The organism is Planococcus salinus (assembly GCF_003719725.1).
GTDB lineage: Bacteria > Bacillota > Bacilli > Bacillales_A > Planococcaceae > Planococcus > Planococcus salinus.
Genome location: NZ_RIAX01000014.1, coordinates 19,311 through 41,733 on the forward strand (window position 1 = coordinate 19,311; position 22,423 = coordinate 41,733).

Below are 22,423 nucleotides of genomic sequence, written 5' to 3' on the forward strand. Positions count from 1 at the left end.
GCTAAAAAAGCTGACCCGGGAAACAGGTCAGCCTCGTGCTTTTTTCATGTTACGATGCAATTGAAATGAAGCATCCCCATGGAGAAGTTTCTCTTTATGATTCGGTTACCTCTTTTTGTCTGTAGACAACCTCTTTCTCCGTTTCCGTCACTTCCCTTACCGGTTTCTTGATGAACAAAGACAGGACCAGTGCCAGAAGTGCGATGAATGTGGAAACAAAAAACGAAAAATTGATGCCTTCGAGCATCGCCGCATTCACAATGCTTTCAGGTGCTGCACCGCTTGCAGCAAGTTCTCTTCCCGCCGACTCTGTCCGCGTGTTCATGATCGTAATCAGAAATGCTGAACCGATGGCGCCGGAGACTTGCTGAAGGGTGTTGTTGACAGCTGTACCATGCGGGTAGGATTTCATCGGCAGCGTATTCAAGCCGTTCGTCATGACCGGCATCATTACCATTGAAATACCGAACATCCGCGCTGTATAGATGGCCATGATGTTAAAATAGCTGGTATCCATCGACAATTGGCTGAACAGGTAAGTGGTGATGACAACCAGCGACAAGCCCGGTATCGCCAGCACCTTGGCACCAAAACGGTCAAACAGACGGCCTGTGACCGGTGACATGAACCCCATGACGAGTGCACCGGGCAACATCAATAAGCCCGAACCGATCGGTGAAATGCCTTTAATGGTTTGGACATAAATCGGCATCAGAATCATCGCCGAAAACATGGCCATCGATAACACGACTGAAATGACAGAAGACAATGCGAACATCGGATATTTATAAATCCGGAATTCAAGCAATGGTTCTTTCAGCTTTAATTGGCGTAAAACGAAGAGCGTCAATGACACGATTCCAATGATAATCGTTCCATACACATACGGATTGCCCCAACCCATCGTTCCGGCAGAACTGAAACCGTATAAGATCCCACCAAAACCCAGACTGGATAATACTAATGAAAATTTATCCAGTGACAATTCCCTGTTTTGGAAAGTCAGGTTTTTCAGTTTGAAGATTCCAAGACCAAGCGGGATCAATGCAATGGGCAATACGATAAAGAACAAAATACGCCACGAGTAATGTTCAACAATAAATCCCGACAGCGTCGGACCGATTGCCGGAGCCACGACCATAACAAGCCCGAAAACTCCCATCGCCTGTCCGCGTTTTTCGATTGGAAAAGCTGCGAGCATGACATTCATCAGTAACGGCATCATCAATGCCGATCCTGATGCCTGAATCATTCTCCCTGCCAGCAGCACTTCGAAAACAGGAGCTACGCCTGCCAGCAATGTACCGAAAGAAAACAGCGACATCGCCACGATGAAAATGGCGCGATTTGAATACCGCTGTATAAAATAAGCGCTGGCAGGTATGAGAATTCCGTTCACCAGCATATACCCGGTGACCAGCCATTGTGCAGTCGGAGCCTCGATCTTCAGGTCGGCCATAATTTCCGGCAATGCTATGTTCAATAAGGTCTGATTGAAAATCGCCACAAATGCTCCAGTGAATAAAATTGCTATAATGCCATAAGGCGGTTTTTTCTGTTCTGTCATTCTTGTTATTCCTCCGTATGTTTCCTTGAATATTTACTTATTTATTTCTCCATTTCATTATTCTATACCGGCTGTTCATTATTATCAATATTTTTGTACTCTAATTCCAAAAACATTGATTTAAAAGCGTTTACAAGTTAATATATAAATAGACTGACAGTATAAAGGTGATGAAAATGAACCCCAAAAAACAAAAAATCATCAATGCCGCATATGCATTGTTCATAAGCAAAGGCTACAATGCCTCTTCCATTCAGGACATCCTGGACGAAGCGGGCGTTTCCAAAGGCACTTTCTATAATTATTTTGCCTCCAAAACCGAATGCCTGATCGCCATCATGGAATCCATCGGCAGTGAAATCCGCCAAAAACGGATGGCCGCAGCTTTGGGCAAACCTGTCGATGATCTGGATGTGCTGGCTGAACAGCTGTGCATCCGCATCCGGCTGAACCGTGAAAAAAACCTTTTCGCCTTATATGAAAGTATTTTCTACTCACAGGATGAAGAACTGAAGAAGTATGCAAAAGATACGTATGTAACTGAATTGAATTGGATTTCTTCACGGATCGTCGACGTCTTCGGAAAAGAAGCGGAAGCTTTTGCGCTGGAAAACGCGGCAATTGTACATGGTTCCATCCAGCAGCTGAATCATATTTGGAAACTCTCCTCCACCGATGACCTGCCCACAAAGGAATTGGCTGCATTCGTAATCAGGCGCTTAAAGACGGCTGTCACGCATCAGATTGAAACCGGTGATGCTTTTATCCGTCAAAAGCAGCTGCCGGTTGACAGACCTGCAGAGACCATATCAGCGGAAACCTTAAGCTCAAAACTGAAGACTTATGCTGAAACAAGTGGCGATAACGAAAGCGTCCAACAGCTCACCCGTTTCTTATCAGAAGAAATCAGCGGGGAAAACCCACGGAAAGCGCTGGTGGAAAGTGTGCTGTCCAGTTTGGCAACCCACAGTTCAAGCGAACCTGAACTGTCTGCACTGCTGGAAAGCGTGTGGCATTACTTGAATGGATTGCAACAAAAAAGCTGAGCCTGTAAACGGCTCAGCTTTTTTATGGTTTTCGTCTGCCTTTTGTAGCTTGTTCAAATGCGTAGGCGTATTCAATCAATTTCGGTTCCCCAAACGCCTGCCCGCTGAATGTTATTCCAAACGGCTCATTGGTTTCCGAAAAATCATACGGCACAGTAATGGATGGAAATCCGGCGGCGGCTCCGACATTACAGCCAAAATCCTGTGGCAGCACAAATACGTCAGCGCCCACTTCTTTCAATGTGGCATGAATTCCCTGTTCGGCAGCCAGAAAACGGTTTCGCTCAAGTGCTTCGATATATTCCCGCTCCGTCAAATTTCCAGTCAGACGATTTGCCTGCTCCAACAGATTCTGCCCAAACTTCAACATGTCCTCTGAATTCTCATTGTTGAAGGCAATTACGTCAGCCAACGAACGGATCGGATTGGTGGCATCTGTCTCAGCCAGATAAGCATTGAGGTCTGCTTTGAATTCATGCAGTAAAACCGAAAACCCCAAATCTTCCTGGTCAGAACCGAGCGACACCGCATCCAGAATTTCCGCTCCGCATTTTCCCAGATCCTCCAGTGCCTTTTCAAAAAGCGTCAACTGCTCATCACGGATGCTCCCTTGGATCAACTCCCGGGGCACTGCCAGCTTTACTCCCTGGAGACCGTTTTCTTTCAAATGTTCTTTCCAATCATAGCCTTCAAAAGGTTCAGCAAAAGCCGTAATGGCATCTTCGGAATCTGTGCCGACCAAGGCAGCGAAAACTGTAACCGCGTCTTCCACGGTGCGGCCCAGCGGCCCGGCCGTGTCTTGCGTATGCGCCAGTGGAATGATTCCCTGACGGCTGATCATGCCAACAGTCGGTTTTATGCCAACGAGACTGTTCTGCGCAGCTGGATTGATGATGGAACCCGACGTCTCTGTCCCAACTGCGGCAGCCGCCAAATTCGACGCAACTCCTGCTGCCGAGCCCGAGCTTGATCCCCCAACGTCAAAGGGACCATACGGATTTTTTACCAACCCGCCTCTTGAGCTGTAGCCGTTGGTCATTTTATCCGACATGAAGTTGGCCCATTCGGTCATGTTCGTCTTTCCCAAAATGACAGCTCCCGCTTGGCGCAGTCTGTCAATAACTTTGGCGTCCTGCCGGGCATAATGATCTTTTAAAGCAAGGGAGCCAGCACTGGTATGCATCCGGTCTGCCGTGTTCATATTGTCTTTCACCAGGAGCGGAATGCCATGAAGTTCAGAACGCGGCCCTTTATGGCGTCTTTCAAAATCAAGCGCCTGAGCAGTCAACAAAGCATCCGGATTGATTTCCAAAACCGCGTTTGTATTTTTGTCGCGCAAGGAAATGTTTTCTTTGTACATTAAGACGAGCTCTTCAGAAGTGATATGCCCTTCTGTCAACTCCTTTTGCAGTTCGGCAATCGTCATTTCATCCAGGCGATCACGCCGATACTCCTCCAGTTTTTTCTGGTGCATCGAAATTCCTCCAGTTTCATAGTCAGGTGATATCATTGAAAAAAGCCGGAATAACCGGCTTAATTTTTTTCCGTATATGTTTTCATCAATTCATATAGCGACGTTTCGTATAATTGCTTGCCATTTATCTTGAAGACATTTTGCTCCACCAGTTCTTCGATGACGTTCATTCGTTTGTCTTCAAATTTCGACTCAGGTATTTGTTCCATGATGTTCCGTCTCTCCTTGTTGATGTTCTCTCTTTTCTTTACCCCCCCTTTTGTTCTTATGAAACATGAATGTATGTTTCGAATAATCTTTCTTTTTCAGTCATTCACAAGCAACTCCGCTTACTTCAGAATTGAGCCGACCGCAAGCTTGGCGATCGTAGCGTCTGAAAGTATGAAGTTGTCGACTTGGATATGCTTGAAGTTCTGCACATGTTCTTCGCGTTCAACTTCTACTGTAATATGAACATTTGGTGCCATCCTCTCCACTGTGGTGGCGATGATCAGCGATTTCCCATCCGTCAGCATCTGATCATGGATGCCATCATCGGCAAAAATCAATACAGCTTTGCATTTCAGGATATTGGCCTTTGTCAGCACTTTGTCATCTGTGGCATCTCCTTTTACATAATGGATTCGGTCATCGACTATTTGGGTTTTCTCAATATTATCAATGATGACCACTTCCACATTTTCGTCTTTCGAGAAAATTTCTTTTATTGCATTGATGGCTTTATGCGACCAGTCGATAATGATGATATGATCTTTTCCCTCGTACACCAAATCACCTCTTTCCCGATGTTTTCTGAACAGCCCAATACTGTCAAACGCCTTTCCGATTAAGCTCGCAATCAAGCCAATACCAAAACCGTACAGAACAATCATTGTATATAATTTGCCGCCCAACGTCTGAGGCACGACATCGCCAAATCCAACGGACAGGACAGCCGTCGTCGTATACCATAAAGCAGTCAACACGTCGGGGAACGTTTCAGGCTCAATCCATGGCAGCACCAAGGCGCTGAGTATAAGCAAAACGATTGTCGAGATGCCCAATGCCATCCAGGAGAGCTTGGTTACTCTAAAAAAGAACCTTCTGACCCACACGCCATACTCCCCCTTCCTTTTTTTCGATGTATCGGTATCTAGCTAATTCTAGATAATCGGAATTATTCCCTTCTTATCTCAAAAGAAAACCGATAAGCAGCCAGTGCTTATCGGTTCTTTTGTTCCGTATTATTTTATTGTTTAAATTCCAGCCAGGCGACGGCTTCGCAGTGAGTGGACTGCGGGAACATATCAACCGGCTGCACTTCCTGCGTCCGGTAACCGCCATCTTCCAAAATCCGCAGATCGCGTGCCAGTGTCGCCGGATTGCAGGATACATAAACGACACGTTTGGGCTGCTGTTTCAGAATGGTGCGCAGCAACTGCTCATCGCAGCCTTTGCGCGGCGGATCGACGACCAATACATCGGCTGCACGGCCTTCTTTATACCAGCGCGGAATAACCTGTTCCGCAGGGCCCGCTTCAAACAGTGTATTGGTGAATCCATTAAGCTCGGCGTTTCGTTTGGCGTCTTCAATCGCTTGCGGAACGATTTCGACACCCATGACGAACTTGGCTTTCTGAGCCAGAAAAAGGGAAATCGTCCCAATGCCGCAATAAGCATCGATGACCGTTTCGTCCCCAGTCAGCCCGGCATATTCCAACGCCTGTCCGTACAGCACTTCCGTCTGCTCCGGATTGACTTGATAAAAAGAACGCGCGGAAATTTCAAAGCGCACATCACCGATGCGGTCTTCGATGATGTCTTTGCCCCATAACGTGATCGTTTCATCACCGAAAATGACATTGGTCTTTTCAGGATTGATATTTTGAACAATCGATGCCGTCTCCGGAACGATCGATTTAATAAGTTCGACAGCCTGTTCCCGTTGAGGAAACTTTTTCTTTTTTGTCACAAGCACCACCATGATTTCGCCAGTCGCACGTCCTTTGCGGACGATGACGTGCCGCAGCATCCCCCGATGAGTCTGTTCTTCATATGGTTCGATGCCCATGTCGATCAACTTCCGTTTCAAGCCGGCCATGATGGCATCGGCTTCCGGTGTCTGGATGATACAGATATCCGTATCGGCAATATTATGGGAACGTGTCTGGTAAAACCCGGCCACCACACGGCCGTTCTCCTGACCAAAAGGAATCTGGGATTTATTGCGGTAGCGCCATGGATGGTCCATGCCTTTTACCGGATGAACCGGAACGTCCGGCAATTTACCGATGCGCGTAATAGCGTCGCGCACAAGTTTTTGCTTAAAATTCATCTGTCCTTCGTACGACAGATGCTGGATTTGGCAGCCGCCGCATGTATCAAAGACCGGGCAGGGCGCCGTCACCCGAAAAGGCGATTGCTTTTCAATCTGGATTAATTTCGCAAAGCCATAGGATTTTAATGTTTTCAATACATGGATCTGTACTTCTTCCCCCGGCAAAGCACCTTGTATAAACAACGGATAGCCGTCGACTTTGGCGACGCCTGCTCCGTCATGCGTCAAATCTTCCACATGGACAACAAGCCGATCGTTTTTCGTTACTGGTTTCAATTCGTTCACTCCATTTCACATTGCTTAATCATACAATAAAAAAACGCGGCAGGCAAAAACCTGCACGCGCTTGTCTATTTCCGGTCTTTCGACACCGGTCCGTCTTTCAATGAAAACCAGAAGCCGAAAGCGATCGACCCGATCAGCACGATAAACGGTGCATAAAATATCAAGAAATCCTGCATTTTCGTATCCTCCTTCAGGCGTGGTAATCCGATTTCCCTTTAACGTAATCCTTATCGAACAAGAACAGACGGAACAGCAGGTAAAGAGAAGGCAATAGCAGCCCAAGCCCTGCGATAAACGCAACGATCAGCGCAATGGCCATCGCTTCATTTGTGAAACTGTCGTAAATCGTCAAATACGGATACAGCAGGTGCGGGTAATGCGATGCACCGTAAGCGAAGAAAGCTGTAAAGAACTGGCCGACCAGCAAGATGAACGCCAGACCGTAATTCCGGCGTTTCCACACCAGGTAAACGGTTCCGACGAATAACAGGAACGAGATGGCAAATACCCACCAAAGATCAAGTATCCGCGCGTAATGTTCCGGATTATGGCCGCGTAATTCAAAAATGATGCCGGTTGCCGTAATGATGGCAGGGCCTGCCCAGACAAGGGCGTATTTGCGCATCAGGTCCGTCGCTTTTTCGTCTCCGGCTTTATTGGCATACCAGGTCAGGAACACCGCAGAAATGTAAAGCACCGCTGTCAAACTCAATACGACGATGCTCCACATCAGCGGACTCGTGAAAAGAGTCCAGTAATCCAGATAAGGTGACCCATCATCAAGTTTGATAAATCCACCTTCGGACATGGCAAGCACCGGTGAAAGAGCTGCCGGCAGCAATAAGCCCGATAATCCGTACATGTAAATATAGCCTCTGTGATTGATTTTAGCTCCGTATGTCGCAAACGCGTAATACGAACCGCGGATGGCCAACAGAACCAGCGCGATGCTTGCCGGCACCAGCAAAGTCGTGCCGTAGTAGAAAGCGGTTTGCGGGAAAAATCCGATGATCCCGACAAAGAAAAAAACGAAAAATACATTTGTCACTTCCCACACCGGCGATAAATAACGCTGGATAATACCCGTCAGGATATGCTGCTTGTTTGTAAAAGCACTGTAGGCATTGAAGAAGCCGGCGCCGAAATCAATCGACGCCACAATGACATACAGAAACAGGAACAGCCACAGAACCGAAATTCCGATAATTTCTAAAGTCATTGTCTGTCACCGCCTTTGTCAGCTTCCCTTGCCGCCAGCTCTTTTTCCACCGGATTGCGGCGGTACATCCGTGTCAGCACCACAATCGTACCAACGCCTAAAATAAAGTAAAGACCTGCAAACAAAATGATCATTAAATCGACTTGGCCGCTTGTCGTAGCAGCTTCCGAGGTTTTCATATATCCTCTGAGAATCCACGGCTGGCGTCCAACCTCCGTGAACCACCAACCGGCTTCAATCGCCACCAGAGCCAATGGACCACTTAACAGCAGCAGCCATCTGAACAATTTCGTTCTGGCAAACGACCAATTGCGCCAGGCAGCCACGACGTAGACAAACGACAAAAATGCCAGCCACATGCCAATGGTAACCATCGTATCAAACAAATAATGGATCCACAGTGGCGGAATTTCATCTTCCGGAAATTCTTCCAATCCGATCACTTCTGAATCGGGCGTTCCGTGTGCCAGTATACTCAGCGCATAAGGAATTTCGATGGCGTATTTGACGTCTTCTCCGTCAAGCACTCCGAACAGGATCAACCTTGCTTCCTCTTCTGTTTCAAAATGCCATTCGGCAGCCGCCAGTTTTTCCGGCTGGTATTCAGCCAGGTACTTTCCTGAGAAATCTCCGATCAAGGCGGTGGCAACGGAAAACACCAGCCCCAGTTTCATCGTCAAAAACAACGCTTTTTTATGGTAGACATGATCAGATCCGCGAAGCATGCGCAGCGCTGCAATCGATGCCAGCAAAAAGGCACTGGTCATGAATGCCGTAGCCATGACATGCGCCACTTTTGTCGGCACCGCGGGGCTGAACATCGCCAGCAGCGGACTGATATTGACCAGTTCACCGTTCAATACTTCAAATCCCTGTGGCGCGTTCATGAACGAGTTGACGATGGTGATGAAAACCGATGACATCGCCGCACCGAGCGCCACTGGAATCAGCAGCAGTAAATGTTTCCGCTGGTCCTCGAACCGGTCCCACGTATACAGGTAAATACCCAGAAAAATCGCCTCAAAGAAAAAAGCGAATACTTCCATAAACAATGGCAGTGCAATAACGTTTCCTGCCAGCTGCATAAAATTCGGCCACAGCAGCGATAACTGCAAACCGATTGCTGTACCGGTAACAACCCCAACGGCAACCGTGATGACAAATCCACGCGCCCAACGTCGCGCCAGCAAAATATAATGATCGTCTTTTTTCTTGATACCCACCCATTGTGCAATCATGATCATGAGCGGTACACCGACGCCGATAGTGGCATAGATGATATGGAACGACAAAGTCAGTAAAGTGAGGATGCGACTCAAAAAGGCACTATCTTCTATTCCCAATTTCCTGTCCCCTTTCAACATGCAGTCAAGCTCTTCTATTACCTATTGTACCTCAATCAATCTGTGCCAAACTCTTCTCAAGCCTCGATTTCCCCGCTAAGTTTGAATAAGCTGTGACAGCGAAAGAAAAAATAGTTGAAATTTTTCTAAATATTTAGTATTCTAGAGTGAACAAAGATAAAGGGTGATGCATCATGGAAACGAGACGTAAAGTATTCGCTTATATAACCAAAGGCGATGAAGACCAAAAAGAATTGCTCGTGTTCGAGCACGAAGGAGAACCGGAAGCCGGCCTGCAAGTGCCGGGAGGAACAATCGAAGAAGGCGAAATGCTGATTGACGCACTTTACCGGGAAGTGCAGGAAGAAACGGGATTGCCGCGGGAGGCATTGGAATTTGTAGGGAAAATCCAAAAATATAATTATTACCCGGATCATAAAGATAAAGTATATGAACGCAATATTTTCCACTTCGAATACACCGGTGAACCAAGAGATTACTGGGAGCACCTGGTGGAAAGCGATGGCCAGGACAATGGCCGCGTCTTCAAATTCCATTGGGAACCAGTGGACGATCTTCCAAAGCTTGCAGCGGAACAGGACAAAGCAATCGAACTTCTTTAACAACCAATCATATAACAACGAAAAACCTGGCATGTGGGTGTATTTCCACATGCCAGGTTTTTTTACTGACTAAGAAAGTATAAGCTTTCAATCTTGAAAGAGTTTAGTAAATTAGGTATTTCATGTCCAGTCTTCAGCGCCCAGATTCTTGGGGGCCCGCAGAATGTTCGTCAGGTAACCGCTGCGACAGGACCTCGCGTTCTTAGGTTAGCTTCTGCTTCTGAACGCTTGCGCTTTTCTCACTTACGGTCTTTTTCACTGATTGATTGAATCGGAACCATCATTTCAATATGGCGATACAAGTTTTCAAAAGTGGCCGGCAGTACACCACCGTATTCCCCATCCAGATTCAGTAAAACCCGTTCTTTGGAAGAAACAGAAATTCTGCTGGCTTTTGTATAAATGACATGGGGGTCTGACAAATGCTCTCCTCTCAAAGCCAGAGAAGCCAGACGAATAAATTCAGCCATATTCACTTCTTTTAAAATCAGCAACGTGAATTTGCCATCGTTGATGCTGGCATCCGGTGCCAACTTTTCGAAACCGCCGACAGAATTGGTCAAGCCGATCAGGAACATCATCGCCTTGTCTTCAAACACCTGACCGTCGTATTCAATGCGGACATTGGACGAACGGATCGAAGGAAGCATTTCGATGCCTTTCAGGTAGTAAGCCAGCTGGCCAAGCACCGTTTTCAGTTTGCTCGGCACTTCATAAGTCAGCTCAGTCAGTCTTCCGCCACCTGCAATATTGATGAAATACCGGTCATCCATTTTCCCGACATCGACTGGAATGGAATCTCCCTGGATGATAATGTCGACAGCTTTATTGATATCTCTCGGAATATGGACCGCACGGGCAAAATCATTGGTTGTGCCCATTGGAATCAAGCCGATTTTCGGACGCCGTTCGTATTCGGATACCCCCGACACCACCTCGTTCAATGTACCATCCCCGCCAACTGCCACTACCAGGTCGAATTCCCTTTCCACTGCCAGTTTTGCAGCATGGACGGCGTCTCCTTCACACGTAGTGGCATGGCAGGAAGTTTCGTATCCGGCCAACTCCATCTTTTCGAGCACTTCCGGCAAATGCTTGCGGAAAAGTTCGCGTCCGGAAGTTGGATTGTAAATGATTCTTGCACGTTTCATACAAATTCAGCCTTTCTCCACGTTCTATAGAAAATAGGACAACCATGACCCGATAGAAGTTCCACTCAAGGAATGAGCTGACCACGAGCCGGCTTTTCTTTTTTTATTTCAACGCTTCTGTAAATGTTTTCCGCAAGTCTTTGTAGACCGCCTGCCAGAATTTTTCGTTCCAGGCAAAGCCATCTGAAATTTCCCCCAGAATCGTTTTTTGATGAATTTCAAATTGCGGATCGTCTTTTGCCGGAAGTTTGGCTTTCTGTTCCATGACAAATTCCTGGACTTCCGGAGCACGCGGTCCCCAGTCACCAAGGACTTCCCCTTCTTCTGACAGGATAATGTATTTTGGAATGGAACGCCCGCCATTTGTCAAATACTGATCCATCAATTCCAGGTTCTGGTCACGGTAAACACAGCGGACTTCCAGGCCTGCCGCATCTGCGATTTTCCGTAAAATGGCGTTGTTCATCATGGCGTCACCGCACCAATCTTCTGTAATGACCAGTATGTGTGGTTTTTTTTCTGTCAACAGCCCGATAAATTCAGGGTCTTCCGGCTGCTCGAATTTTTCGTAGATGGAGTATGAAGTTTCTTGATTGGACTCCATTTGAGACATGTAATTTTCAAGTGTAATCGCATTTTCAAAATATTCCTGTTCAGTCGTCATAATATCACTTCTCCTTTCTTTCAGTTTACTTGTCCAGAGAGCAAGCTTCAAATAATTTAGTTAAAGCTCTATCATTTAATGCTATTGATCCTCCTTTAAATTAGCGCTAATTCAATGGTTATCACATAATAGACAACTGAGAGCAAACCCCTTCAGCAGAAGTGGTTGCAAAAGAATCCGGGAAGTTCCAAGTTGCCGATTTTCAGTAATTTCCATCTATGGTAGTCTTAAGAGAGATTTTTCAGATTTTTAGTAACTTTCAATTTTAGTCATCTCTCATCCAAGGAGGAATCATCGATGGATAACAACTTCCTGTTTTACGTACTAATTCTTGTAACTCCCCTAACCATCATCACCATAACTATGATAATTTTTACATCGCTATTCATGAAAAATAAAAAACATGCCTTCGTTTACTTATTTTTCGTTTTGGCAGCAGCCGTTTATCAACTTATACAACTTTACAATTCTGTCCCGACGCTGGGAACGGCTATTCTGGTTATTTATTTACTGTTATTTATAATTACTTTCTATGTAATCAGACACAAAAGAAAACAAGAAGCATTGAAATAATACTTTTAAAGAAGAATCAGCGAAAATGTTAATACCTATTCCTCTCTATTTCACTTCATGAACTCAAACGTTTGTTATAGTCCAATCATAAAAAAAGCGGCCCTTAAAGGACCGCTTTTTATTATCTTTTCGCAATTTCTTCCTGAAGAATCTTGTTCAGCAATGGCGGGTTGGCCTGCCCTTTTGTCTGTTTCATGATCTGGCCGACCAGGAAACCGATGGCACGGTCTTTCCCGTTTTTGAAGTCTTCAATGGATTGCGGGTTGTTGTCCAAAGCGGTAGTGACATATTCACGCAATGTGTTTTCGTCCGAGATCTGGACGAGTCCTTTCGCTTTGACGATGTCTTCGGCGTTGCCGCCTTTTTCCACCAATTCCTTGAATACTTTCTTGGCAATTTTCGAAGAGATGGTGCCTTCTGCAATCAGCTTGATCATACCAGCCAATCCTTCAGGCGTCAGTTTCGTATCGCTCAGTTCTTTTTGCTCCGCGTTTAAGTAAGCGGACACTTCGCCCATGATCCAGTTGGAAGCCTGCTTGGCATCTGCACCGGCATCGACTGTCGCTTCAAAGAAATCGGAAATCGGCTTCGCCAGTGTCAGTACCATAGCGTCATAGGAAGACAAGCCAAGTTCTGAAACGTAACGTGCTTTCCGCGCATCCGGTAATTCAGGGATTTCCGAACGGACCCGTTCCAGCCATGCATCATCGATGACAATGTCGACCAGATCCGGTTCCGGGAAATAGCGGTAATCATCGGATCCTTCTTTGACGCGCATCAGAACTGTTTTGCCTGTCGATTCATCATAACGTCTGGTTTCCTGCCCGATCACTCCGCCTGACAACAGCACTTGTTCTTGACGGATCTGTTCGTGCTCAATTCCTTTGCGGACAAAGTTGAATGAATTCAAGTTCTTCAATTCCGTTTTCGTTCCGAATTCCTCCTGGCCGTATGGACGCAGGGAAATATTGGCGTCACAGCGCAACGATCCTTCTTCCATCCGAACGTCGGAAACACCGGTATATTGAATGATCGATTTGATCTTTTCCAAGTAAGCATAAGCTTCTTCAGGCGTCCGGATATCGGGTTCTGAAACGATTTCGATGAGCGGTGTACCTTGTCGGTTAAAATCGACCAATGAATGGCCGTTGCCGGTGTGAGTCAGTTTCCCCGCATCTTCTTCCATGTGCAGGCGTGTAATACCGATGCGCTTTTTCTCCCCATTCACTTCGATTTCAATCCAGCCGTGCTCGCCGATCGGCTCGTCAAACTGGGAAATCTGGTAAGCTTTCGGGTTGTCCGGGTAAAAATAGTTTTTACGGTCGAATTTGGTATGGCGCGCAATCTCGCAGTTTAATGCAAGAGCCGCTTTCATCGCCCAATCCACTGCACGTTTATTGACGACTGGCAACACGCCGGGATAGCCAAGGTCGATGACATTGGTATTGGTATTCGGTTCTGCCCCGAAATGGGCAGGAGCCGGTGAAAACATTTTGGAATCTGTTTTTAGCTCGACATGGACTTCAAGCCCGATGATTGTTTCAAAATTCATTGTGCTGCTCCCTCCCATATGTGAGGAGTTTTTTTATGAAAATCAGTTGCTTGTTCAAAAACATCAGCAACACGATAAACGGTTTCCTCATCAAAGTATTTCCCGATGATCTGCAAACCAAGCGGCAGTCCGTTATCGAAACCGCAAGGGATGGAAATAGCCGGGACGCCAGCCAGGTTGATCGGAATTGTCAAAATATCATTGGCATACATCGTCAATGGATCATCGATGATTTCGCCGATTTTAAATGATGGTGTTGGCGTGGTCGGCCCGATGATGACGTCGTATTTTTCAAACGCTTTGTCGAAGTCATTTTTTATCAAAGTCCGCACTTTTTGTGCTTTTTTATAATAAGCATCATAATAACCGGAGCTTAATGCATAGGTTCCCAGCATAATCCGGCGCTTTACTTCATCGCCGAAACCTTCTGAACGTGTGTTCATGTAGAAATCCAGTAAGTTTCCGGCTTTTTCTGTACGATAACCATAACGGATCCCGTCAAAACGGGACAGGTTTGAAGAAGCTTCTGATGATGCGATCAAATAGTACGTAGAAAGTGCATATTTGGAATGTGGCAAAGAGATTTCTTCGCAAATGGCACCTTTTTCTTCAAGTACTTTCAAGGCATCTTTAACCGCTTTGACCGAAGATTCTCCTACGCCCTGTGCAAAATATTCTTTCGGTACACCGATGCGCAATCCAGTGATGTCTCCTGTCAACGCAGCTGCAAAATCAGGTACGTCCACATTGGCGGAAGTCGAATCTTTTTCATCATGTCCAGCAATGACGTTCAACAGCAAAGCGTTGTCTTTGACTGTCCGTGTAACCGGACCGATTTGGTCAAGAGAAGACGCATAAGCGATCAACCCAAAGCGGGAGACCCGGCCGTAAGTCGGTTTCATGCCGACCACACCACAAAAAGAGGCCGGCTGGCGGATTGAGCCGCCTGTATCCGAACCTAATGTGAACGGCACCTCTCCAGCAGCCACAGCGGCTGCGGAACCACCTGAAGATCCACCGGGTACGGTTTCCAGGTTCCATGGATTTTTCGTGTTTTTGTAATACGAGTTTTCATTGGAGGATCCCATTGCAAATTCGTCCATATTAAGTTTGCCGACAATCACCATGCCCGCCGCCCGCAGTTTTTCGACCACTGTGGCGTTGTAAATCGGGTTAAACCCTTCCAGAATACGGCTTGAAGCGGTTGTCTCAATGCCTTCCGTCACGATATTGTCTTTTACGCCGACAGGCAAACCGAATAATGGGCCGCGCTCTTCAAAAGGCACCTGGTCCATTTCTGCGGCCTGAGAAGAAGCCTGCTCCTGGTTCAATGCCAAAAAGGCATCCACATCTGAATCAAGTTCTTCGATCCGTTTAAACGTCTTTTCAGTGAGATCTGCAATCGTCAATTCTTTCGTATGTATCAATTCCTGCAGTTCTGCAGCTGTTTTATCTGCTAATTTCATCTTTTTCCCTCCTCACAATCAGTCCAGTATCGTTGGTACTTTCACTTGTCCCGCTTCTTGTTCTTTCACGTTTTTCATCACCAGTTCTCGAGGCAGTCCCGGTTCGGCTTTGTCTTCCCGCAATACATTCGCCATTTCCAGTACATGCGTCGTCGGTTCCACGTTTTCTGTATCCAATTCATTCAGCAATTCCATCGCATTCGTAATTGCTTCCAACTGTTCCGCAAAATGCTCAGCTTCTTCGTCAGTAATTGCCAGGCGCGCCAAATGCGCTACTTCGATTACTTCTTCTTTGGTCATTTTCGCCATTTCTATACACCTCCGGATTCAATAAAACATACGGTCTATCATACCATTATTAAAAGAAAAGCTCCAGCGCCCGAGAACCCGGGCGCTGGAGCCCGGCCTAAAAACGAGTGGAGACAGCCTCGCAGCTGTCCCCGCGCCAGCACGGCTTATTCGTATATATGAACAATTGGTTCTGTCTGATCCACTTTTCTTACTACAAGTGCTTCAGGTCCATTAGTCGACGTGACACTCACTGTCACTTCAATATTCTGAGGGAAATGTTCGAGCACAAGGCCCGTCAAGTATTGTGTAAATCCAATGATTTCGGCAGCTCCGTAAAATTGGATCGGCACTTCAACCTTCAATTCCCGCAAGCGGTCATCCTGATAAAAGCCGGTTCCAATGACGCTTGTGAAATTTGAAAAATACTCTTCCACATCCTGCTTGAAATTGCGGAACTGGGTGTCCACTTCCCTGTAGATTTCTTCCGAATTTGAAGTGGGGAACACTACGTATTCCTCATTGACAGCCGACCAATTGGCGACTGCCTCCTGTCCCCCTGGGGCGACTCCATATGAAAAATAAGTTCCTGGAGAAATGGCATTGCGGCTGTTTTGCTTGAACAGGCCGACCGCAATCGGCACATCCGCCATTCCTTCTTTTTCCCTCAGACGCTTGACGATTTCATCAGCCATCCGCTGCCCTTCTTCAATCAGCTGAGAGCTCGGAACGGACTCTTCATACGACACGCCGTTCACCGAACTATAGTAAATGCTGTTCAACGCCAGGCCGATGGATACTCCGCCAAGGCGAATCGTTTCTTCGTCGGTTTTCACTAAATAATTCTGCTCCAGAATGTGCGCCAGCAGAGACGCAGGCGGCTTTTCTCCAGCTGCTGTCTGTTCGGCTGTTCTGGTGTCAGCCGCATTCAGGCCAAGAGGATGATGCGTCCGCGCTTCGTCTTCTTCGCCTTGCCTTCTCAACCATGTCGACGCCTCTGCGCTTGAAATTTTCTGTCCTTCCTGAAAATAATAATCATCAGGGGAGAATTGGCGCTGCGACAAACGCAACAGGCCATTCTCAGCTTCTTTAATATCATAGCGTGAATTCATCCGATTCACGATGTTCCCTCTTGTGGCGCTTTCTTTGTAGGGCAGCAGCGTCCGGTAATATTGTTCATCCAGCTGCATGCTCGGAATAATCGCGGTCTCCACTTCCTCTTCTGTATTCAGAACTTCCGTTTCGTCTGTTACAGAAGGGACACATCCCGTGAGCAACAATATACTGACCGGAATCCACCATAAGTGCTTCATTTCATAAATCTCCTCATTTACTTAGTTCAGCGATGAGACGCTCCTCATCCCATACATCCACTTTGAGTTCCATCGCTTTGTCCAACTTCGAACCGGCTTCCGCCCCTGCAATCAGCAGATCTGTTTTCTTGCTGACGCTGCCGGAAACTTTGCCGCCAAGCCCTTCAATTTTCTGCTGGGCTTCCTGACGTGTCATTTGTTCCAGTTTGCCGGTCAATACAATTTTTTTGCCGGCAAAGGCGTTGGCTCCTTCTTCCACTCGGACACGTGGCCCCGTATATGTTAAGTTGACGCCTGCCGCCGCTAAACGTTCCATCAATTCCTGTACTTCTTCTTTATCGAAATACGTGACGACAGAATCGGCCATTTTTTCCCCGATTTCATGGATATCCGTCAGCTCTTCCACGGTGGCAGCCATCAGGCTTTCCATCGATCCGAAATGTTCCGACAGGATACGGGCCGCCTTTTCCCCGACATGACGGATGCCAAGGCCAAACAACAGCTTTTCCATGGAATTGCTTCTCGACGCATCAATTGCGGCGATTAAGTTGGACGCCGATTTCTCGCCCATCCGTTCAAGTTCCAGCAATTGCTCTTTTGTCAATTTGTACAGATCCGAAATATCTGCCACCAGTCCTTCCCGGTAAAGCTGCTCGATGACTTTTTCACCAAGGCCATCGATGTTCATGGCATTGCGGGACACAAAATGGATCAGCCCCTCGGTAATTTGTGCAGGACATTTTGGATTGACGCAGCGAAGGACCACTTCCCCTTCGATGCGCACCAGTTCCGCCTCGCAAGCGGGGCAGTTCTCCGGCATATTAAACGGCTGCTCATCACCGCTGCGCTGTTCGATCAATGCCATGACCACTTCCGGAATAATGTCCCCGGCCTTTCGGATGATGACTTTGTCTCCGATGCGAATGTCTTTCTCTTTGATCAGGTCTTCATTATGCAACGAAGCCCGCTGAACGGTGGTCCCTGCCACCGCTACCGGATCCAGTATTGCTGTCGGTGTCACTGCGCCTGTCCGGCCGACACTGAGTTCGATGTCGCGGACGGTAGTCATCACTTCTTCTGCAGGAAATTTGTATGCCGTGGCCCATTTCGGGCTTTTGGCGGTAAATCCGAGTTCCTGCTGCAGCAAGTAGCTGTTCACTTTGATGACGATTCCGTCGATTTCATAGGACAGGCTATTTCGCTTTTCAGTCCATTTTTCTATATAAGCGAGGACTTCCTCCACACTTCGGCAAAGCTCCCGTTCGTTATTCGTCTTGAATCCAAGATCGCTTAAATAATGCAACGTTTCGTCATGCTCACTCAAGTTATAGGATTCCCCGTCTCCGCCAATGCCGTAAATGAAGACATCCAGGTTGCGGCTTGCGGCGATTTTCGGATCCAACTGGCGAAGGGAGCCGGCTGCAGCATTTCGCGGATTGGCAAATAGTTCTTCGCCACGCTCACCACGTTCTTCGTTCAGCTTATGAAACGATTTTTTCGGCATGAATACTTCACCGCGAACTTCGATCGAAACCGGTTGGTTGAGTTTCAAAGGAATCGCGCGGATGGTCCGCAGATTGACGGTGATGTCTTCACCGATGCGTCCATCCCCGCGCGTAGCTCCGCGGACAAATTTGCCGTCTTCATAAATAAGCGACACAGCCAGCCCATCAATTTTCAATTCACAGACATACTCGATCTGATTTCCTGCACCGTTGCGGACACGTTTGTCAAAATCCCGCAAATCCGCTTCTCCGAAGACGTTCGACAGGCTGAGCATCGGGCGCTCATGTGTCACTTTGTCAAAGTTGGAAAGGGGTGTCCCGCCTACACGCTGCGTCGGCGAATCCGGGAACACCAAATCCGGATAAATGGTTTCCAATTCGATCAATTCATTGAGCAGCTGGTCATAGACAGCATCCGGAACAGCCGGTTTATCCAACACATAATAGGCGTGGCCGTAACCACGCAGCAGCTCATTCAATTCACTGACACGTTGTTCTGCTTTGATGCGATCCATTCCGTTACCTCCCGATCATTCTTTTTCAACCGGCGCAAACTTCGCCAGTAATCGTTTGATGCCGACAGGGCTCGGGAATGCGATATCCAGTTCTGTCTGTTCGCCTTCACCCTTGACACTGACAACTGTCCCGACGCCCCATTTTTTGTGCTTCGCCTTGTCGCCCGTTTGCCAGCCCATTTTATCGCCACCGCTCTGTTTATAAGCCGGACGTGTGACGGCCGCACGTTTGGGAGCCTGTGTAAAGCGTGTCGGGGCACCTGCACGATGGCTCGCTATCGTCTGTTCGATCAAATCATCCGAAATTTCACTGATAAAACGGGAAGGCATATTATAATTGCTCTTGCCGTACAGTGTCCGTGAAGAAGCATGCGTCAAATACAAACGCTTTTCTGCGCGTGTAATCCCTACATACGCCAGACGGCGCTCTTCTTCAAGTTCTTCGTCATCGTTATTCGAACGCGAATGCGGAAAAACGTTTTCCTCCAAACCGATAATGAAGACAACTGGAAATTCAAGACCTTTTGCTGCATGCATAGTCATCAAAATGATCGGTCCGTCTTCCTCTTCTTCGTCATCCAGTGAGTCAATATCGGAAATCAGCGCCAAATCCGTTAAAAACGCCACGAGTGATTTGTCATCGCTTTGTTTTTCAAATGCCTGTGTGACCGATAAGAATTCATTGAGGTTTTCCAAACGGCTTTCGCCTTCGATCGTTTTATCGTTTTGCAGCATTTGCCGGTATCCAGATTTGTTCAATACTTCATCGACCAGCTCTGTCACCGATAAGTACTCCTGCATTTGTGTAAAGTTTTCGATCATCGAGCGGAATTCAAGCGCTGTCTGGGCAATTTTCGGAGACAGGCCCATGAAGTCGACTTCCTGCAATGCATCCATGATCGTGCGGTCCTGTTCGATGGCAAAACGCGCCATCCGTTCGAACGAAGTGGCTCCAATGCCCCGTTTTGGTTCATTGATAATGCGTGCAAGCGATAAGTCATCGTCATTGTTGGCGATCAAACGCAAATAAGCCAGCAAATCTTTGATTTCCTTGCGATCATAGAACTTCGTGCCTCCAACGATGGTGTAGGACATATTCGATTTCATGAACATTTCTTCCATCACACGCGATTGGGCGTTCGTCCGGTAAAGAATAGCGAAGTCAGAGGTTTTGTAATTCTCCTCCCTCATCAGATTTTGTATCGTCTGGACAACATACTGCGCTTCCTGCCGTTCGTCCCCCGCTTTGTAAAGCGTGATGGCCTGGCCTTCTGAATTGTCTGTACGCAATTCCTTCGGATAGCGGCTGGTATTTTGTTTGATGACATCATTTGCTGCCTGCAAAATCCGTTTCGTCGAACGGTAATTCTGCTCCAGCATGATCACTTTTGCGTTCGGATAATCTTTCTCAAACGACAGGATGTTCTGGATGTCCGCTCCGCGCCAACGGTAAATCGACTGATCAGAGTCCCCGACTACACAGATGTTCTGGAATTTACTCGCCAGTTTCTGGACCAGCTGATATTGCGCATTATTGGTATCCTGATACTCGTCTACATGGATATACTGGAACTTGTTCTGATAAAACTCCAGCACTTCCGGAACCTTGTCGAAAAGGGTCAATGTAGTCATGATCAAATCATCAAAATCGAGCGACTGGTTTTTCTGCAGCCGTTTTTCATACGCCGTATAGACTTCTGAAATGGTTTTTTCGTACGGATTCAATTCGTTCAGTTCCTCCGCAAAACGCTTGGCATCAATGCACTCGTTTTTAGCCGAAGAAATGGCATTCAACATCGCCCGTGGTTCGTACTTCTTCGGATCCAGATTCTGTTGCTTTAATACATTTTTGATGACCGTCAATTGATCGGTCGTATCCAAAATCGAAAAGTTTTTTGAGAAGCCCAGCCGGTCGATATCGCGGCGCAAAATCCGTACACACATCGAGTGGAAAGTCGAGGCCCACATGCGCTCCCCTGTTCCATGTCCCAACAGGCCATCAATTCGGCTGCGCATTTCACGGGCCGCTTTATTGGTAAATGTGATGGCCAGAATATTGGACGGATATACTCCTTTTTCCAGCACCAAATAAGCGATGCGATGTGTCAGCACACGCGTTTTCCCTGATCCGGCACCCGCCATGATGAGCAGTGGACCATCAGTCGTTTGGACCGCTTCCTGCTGCTCAGGGTTCATCCCTTTCAGTAAATTCTTCGTTATCAATTCCATTGTGCACCACCTCGAACGTTTGTTCTTCTATTATATCGATTTCTGCTCGGTTTCAGCAACTGCCTTCACCGTTGAAATCGCCTTTTTAAGATCTTCGTAAATAATATTGCCAACAACCACCGTATCAGCCCGGGCTGCCATTTCCTGCGCCTTCTCGATGGAGTTGATGCCGCCGCCGTAAAACAGCCGGGTATTGGTTAATACCCCGTGTACCCGAGCAACGAGTTCCGGATTTCCGTAAGTGCCGCTGTACTCCAGATAAAAAATCGGCAAACGGAAAAAATGCTCGGCCATCCTTGCATAAGCCACAACATCCTCAGCTGTTAAGTCGGTTTCTGCCTTTGTCAACGTTGCCGCCTTGCATTCACTGTTCAAAATGCAATAGCCTTCCGGTACAAGTTCTTCCCAGTCCATGACCTCACCGAACTCCCGGATGGCTTCATGGTGAAGCCCTTTGATCCATTTCGGTTGGTCACTGTTCAAAACGGTCGGAATAAAGTAATAATCGAAACCGGGAGTTACTGATTCGATTGTCGATACTTCCAATACGACCGGCACACTGTAACGCCGGACTCTTGCCATTAAATCAAGGACATTGTCGAGTGTGACATCATCGCTGCCGCCAATCAAGATGGCATCGGTCCCGGATTCGCAAATTCGTTCCAAATGTTCATCAGAAATCGGTTTGGCCGGATCTAGTTTAAATACATGGCGCCATGTTTGAAAGTCCAAGATGATTCCCCTAACTTCGGTTCTTTTTACATCAATTCATTATAACAAAAAAAAGGCTGTCCAATAAGCCGAAACATAGACTTCTTGGACAGCCTTCCTCTTTCTCATACAGCAGAAGGTCTCCTCCCCGCTACAGCATCGCTGTACTGGCTTTGGAGCCATTCCTTCGTTCAGTCTTTTGGAAGTTGAAATGGTTTTTCGTCCGGATACAGACGGCCCAGCATTTCATCATAGCCGTCGTTGCCGTAATTCAGGCAGCGGCGGACACGGGAAATGGTGGCAGTGCTTGCACCGGTTTCGTTCTTTATTTTTTCATAAGTTTTTTTCATCCGCAGCATATGAGCCACTTCCAGGCGTTGGGCAAGAGATTGAATCTCGCTGATTGTACATAAATCATCGAAAAAACGATATGCTTCTTCTTTATCTTTCAACGCCAGGATCGCCTCGATTAATTGATCGGTTTGGGCTCCCCGGATTTTGTCGACCTGCATACCACTTCACTGTCCTTTCTTCTCTTGATACATCCATATCTTATGTATCTCCTGCAGTGCCGGAGACTCC

Annotated in this window: 20 protein-coding genes; 2 read left to right on the forward strand and 18 right to left on the reverse strand. The window is 47.1% G+C overall.

Annotated features, from left to right (window positions below; translation table 11 throughout):
• Positions 1 to 94: 94 nt before the first annotated feature.
• On the reverse strand, positions 95 to 1,567 hold the full coding sequence (locus EEX84_RS14495) for an MDR family MFS transporter (protein WP_123166362.1): 1,473 nt from the start codon (positions 1,565 to 1,567) through the stop codon (positions 95 to 97).
• A 176-nt stretch (positions 1,568 to 1,743) separates the two neighbouring features.
• Here EEX84_RS14495 and EEX84_RS14500 point away from each other — a divergent pair, with 176 nt between their 5' ends.
• Entirely contained in the window at positions 1,744 to 2,613 is an 870-nt protein-coding gene (locus tag EEX84_RS14500; RefSeq protein WP_123166363.1) for a TetR/AcrR family transcriptional regulator, read from the forward strand.
• Positions 2,614 to 2,635: 22 nt separating this feature from the next.
• Here EEX84_RS14500 and EEX84_RS14505 read toward each other — a convergent pair whose 3' ends face one another.
• From EEX84_RS14505 to EEX84_RS14530, 7 genes are all read right to left on the reverse strand, one after another.
• The gene (locus EEX84_RS14505; protein ID WP_123166364.1) at positions 2,636 to 4,087 is read right to left on the reverse strand and encodes an amidase family protein; all 1,452 of its coding nucleotides are present in this window, start codon (positions 4,085 to 4,087) and stop codon (positions 2,636 to 2,638) included.
• A 59-nt stretch (positions 4,088 to 4,146) separates the two neighbouring features.
• Positions 4,147 to 4,296, reverse strand: coding sequence for a Fur-regulated basic protein FbpA (fbpA, locus tag EEX84_RS14510; protein ID WP_123166365.1), 150 nt, complete (start codon positions 4,294 to 4,296; stop codon positions 4,147 to 4,149).
• A 120-nt stretch (positions 4,297 to 4,416) separates the two neighbouring features.
• Positions 4,417 to 5,181, reverse strand: coding sequence for an NAD-binding protein (locus tag EEX84_RS14515; protein ID WP_148039028.1), 765 nt, complete (start codon positions 5,179 to 5,181; stop codon positions 4,417 to 4,419).
• Positions 5,182 to 5,315: 134 nt separating this feature from the next.
• On the reverse strand, positions 5,316 to 6,680 hold the full coding sequence (gene rlmD, locus EEX84_RS14520) for a 23S rRNA (uracil(1939)-C(5))-methyltransferase RlmD (RefSeq protein ID WP_123166367.1): 1,365 nt from the start codon (positions 6,678 to 6,680) through the stop codon (positions 5,316 to 5,318).
• 74 nt (positions 6,681 to 6,754) lie between these two features.
• Positions 6,755 to 6,865: a cytochrome bd oxidase small subunit CydS family protein gene (gene cydS / locus EEX84_RS16790; protein ID WP_420812581.1), complete on the reverse strand. Its 111-nt coding sequence runs from the start codon at positions 6,863 to 6,865 to the stop codon at positions 6,755 to 6,757.
• Between the two features lie 14 nt (positions 6,866 to 6,879).
• Positions 6,880 to 7,908 carry a cytochrome d ubiquinol oxidase subunit II gene (locus tag EEX84_RS14525; RefSeq protein ID WP_123166368.1) on the reverse strand — a complete coding sequence of 343 codons (1,029 nt, stop codon included), beginning with the start codon at positions 7,906 to 7,908 and terminating at the stop codon, positions 6,880 to 6,882.
• The gene (locus tag EEX84_RS14530; RefSeq protein ID WP_123166399.1) at positions 7,905 to 9,251 is read right to left on the reverse strand and encodes a cytochrome ubiquinol oxidase subunit I; all 1,347 of its coding nucleotides are present in this window, start codon (positions 9,249 to 9,251) and stop codon (positions 7,905 to 7,907) included. The genes EEX84_RS14525 and EEX84_RS14530 overlap by 4 nt, the downstream gene beginning before the upstream one ends.
• Positions 9,252 to 9,445: 194 nt before the next feature.
• Here EEX84_RS14530 and EEX84_RS14535 point away from each other — a divergent pair, with 194 nt between their 5' ends.
• Positions 9,446 to 9,874, forward strand: coding sequence for an NUDIX hydrolase (locus EEX84_RS14535; RefSeq protein WP_123166369.1), 429 nt, complete (start codon positions 9,446 to 9,448; stop codon positions 9,872 to 9,874).
• Between the two features lie 239 nt (positions 9,875 to 10,113).
• On the opposite strand, the gene EEX84_RS14540 is transcribed toward EEX84_RS14535, so the two are convergent.
• The 10 genes from EEX84_RS14540 to EEX84_RS14590 form a co-directional block, all read right to left on the reverse strand.
• Positions 10,114 to 11,025 carry a diacylglycerol kinase gene (locus tag EEX84_RS14540; RefSeq protein ID WP_123166370.1) on the reverse strand — a complete coding sequence of 304 codons (912 nt, stop codon included), beginning with the start codon at positions 11,023 to 11,025 and terminating at the stop codon, positions 10,114 to 10,116.
• A 103-nt stretch (positions 11,026 to 11,128) separates the two neighbouring features.
• The gene (locus EEX84_RS14545) at positions 11,129 to 11,689 is read right to left on the reverse strand and encodes a thioredoxin family protein (protein WP_123166371.1); all 561 of its coding nucleotides are present in this window, start codon (positions 11,687 to 11,689) and stop codon (positions 11,129 to 11,131) included.
• A 694-nt stretch (positions 11,690 to 12,383) separates the two neighbouring features.
• Positions 12,384 to 13,814 (reverse strand): Asp-tRNA(Asn)/Glu-tRNA(Gln) amidotransferase subunit GatB, encoded by a 1,431-nt coding sequence (gene gatB, locus EEX84_RS14555; RefSeq protein ID WP_123166373.1) that lies wholly within the window; start codon positions 13,812 to 13,814, stop codon positions 12,384 to 12,386.
• Positions 13,811 to 15,280, reverse strand: coding sequence for an Asp-tRNA(Asn)/Glu-tRNA(Gln) amidotransferase subunit GatA (gene gatA, locus EEX84_RS14560; protein ID WP_123166374.1), 1,470 nt, complete (start codon positions 15,278 to 15,280; stop codon positions 13,811 to 13,813). The genes gatB and gatA overlap by 4 nt, the downstream gene beginning before the upstream one ends.
• An 18-nt stretch (positions 15,281 to 15,298) precedes the next feature.
• Positions 15,299 to 15,589 carry an Asp-tRNA(Asn)/Glu-tRNA(Gln) amidotransferase subunit GatC gene (gatC, locus tag EEX84_RS14565; RefSeq protein WP_123166375.1) on the reverse strand — a complete coding sequence of 97 codons (291 nt, stop codon included), beginning with the start codon at positions 15,587 to 15,589 and terminating at the stop codon, positions 15,299 to 15,301.
• Positions 15,590 to 15,735: 146 nt separating this feature from the next.
• The gene (locus tag EEX84_RS14570) at positions 15,736 to 16,881 is read right to left on the reverse strand and encodes a CamS family sex pheromone protein (RefSeq protein WP_123166376.1); all 1,146 of its coding nucleotides are present in this window, start codon (positions 16,879 to 16,881) and stop codon (positions 15,736 to 15,738) included.
• Between the two features lie 13 nt (positions 16,882 to 16,894).
• The gene (gene ligA, locus EEX84_RS14575; RefSeq protein WP_123166377.1) at positions 16,895 to 18,901 is read right to left on the reverse strand and encodes an NAD-dependent DNA ligase LigA; all 2,007 of its coding nucleotides are present in this window, start codon (positions 18,899 to 18,901) and stop codon (positions 16,895 to 16,897) included.
• A gap of 15 nt (positions 18,902 to 18,916) precedes the next feature.
• On the reverse strand, positions 18,917 to 21,130 hold the full coding sequence (gene pcrA, locus EEX84_RS14580; protein ID WP_123166378.1) for a DNA helicase PcrA: 2,214 nt from the start codon (positions 21,128 to 21,130) through the stop codon (positions 18,917 to 18,919).
• Between the two features lie 30 nt (positions 21,131 to 21,160).
• Complete coding sequence (gene pcrB / locus EEX84_RS14585; protein ID WP_123166379.1) at positions 21,161 to 21,862, reverse strand: heptaprenylglyceryl phosphate synthase; 702 nt, start codon at positions 21,860 to 21,862, stop codon at positions 21,161 to 21,163.
• A gap of 170 nt (positions 21,863 to 22,032) precedes the next feature.
• Complete coding sequence (locus EEX84_RS14590) at positions 22,033 to 22,353, reverse strand: YerC/YecD family TrpR-related protein (protein WP_123166380.1); 321 nt, start codon at positions 22,351 to 22,353, stop codon at positions 22,033 to 22,035.
• Between the last annotated feature and the right edge of the window lie 70 nt (positions 22,354 to 22,423).

Coding starts and splice junctions, on each gene's coding strand:
- EEX84_RS14505 (WP_123166364.1), bottom strand. CDS start 4,087: ATGCACCAGAAAAAACTGGAGGAGTATCGGCGTGATCGCCTGGATGAA.
- gatC (WP_123166375.1), bottom strand. CDS start 15,589: ATGGCGAAAATGACCAAAGAAGAAGTAATCGAAGTAGCGCATTTGGCG.
- pcrA (WP_123166378.1), bottom strand. CDS start 21,130: ATGGAATTGATAACGAAGAATTTACTGAAAGGGATGAACCCTGAGCAG.
- EEX84_RS14590 (WP_123166380.1), bottom strand. CDS start 22,353: ATGCAGGTCGACAAAATCCGGGGAGCCCAAACCGATCAATTAATCGAG.
- fbpA (WP_123166365.1), bottom strand. CDS start 4,296: ATGGAACAAATACCTGAGTCGAAATTTGAAGACAAACGAATGAACGTC.
- cydS (WP_420812581.1), bottom strand. CDS start 6,865: ATGCAGGATTTCTTGATATTTTATGCACCGTTTATCGTGCTGATCGGG.
- EEX84_RS14500 (WP_123166363.1), top strand. CDS start 1,744: ATGAACCCCAAAAAACAAAAAATCATCAATGCCGCATATGCATTGTTC.
- EEX84_RS14570 (WP_123166376.1), bottom strand. CDS start 16,881: ATGAAGCACTTATGGTGGATTCCGGTCAGTATATTGTTGCTCACGGGA.
- EEX84_RS14540 (WP_123166370.1), bottom strand. CDS start 11,025: ATGAAACGTGCAAGAATCATTTACAATCCAACTTCCGGACGCGAACTT.
- EEX84_RS14525 (WP_123166368.1), bottom strand. CDS start 7,908: ATGACTTTAGAAATTATCGGAATTTCGGTTCTGTGGCTGTTCCTGTTT.
- EEX84_RS14545 (WP_123166371.1), bottom strand. CDS start 11,689: ATGACGACTGAACAGGAATATTTTGAAAATGCGATTACACTTGAAAAT.
- ligA (WP_123166377.1), bottom strand. CDS start 18,901: ATGGATCGCATCAAAGCAGAACAACGTGTCAGTGAATTGAATGAGCTG.
- EEX84_RS14535 (WP_123166369.1), top strand. CDS start 9,446: ATGGAAACGAGACGTAAAGTATTCGCTTATATAACCAAAGGCGATGAA.
- EEX84_RS14495 (WP_123166362.1), bottom strand. CDS start 1,567: ATGACAGAACAGAAAAAACCGCCTTATGGCATTATAGCAATTTTATTC.
- gatB (WP_123166373.1), bottom strand. CDS start 13,814: ATGAATTTTGAAACAATCATCGGGCTTGAAGTCCATGTCGAGCTAAAA.
- gatA (WP_123166374.1), bottom strand. CDS start 15,280: ATGAAATTAGCAGATAAAACAGCTGCAGAACTGCAGGAATTGATACAT.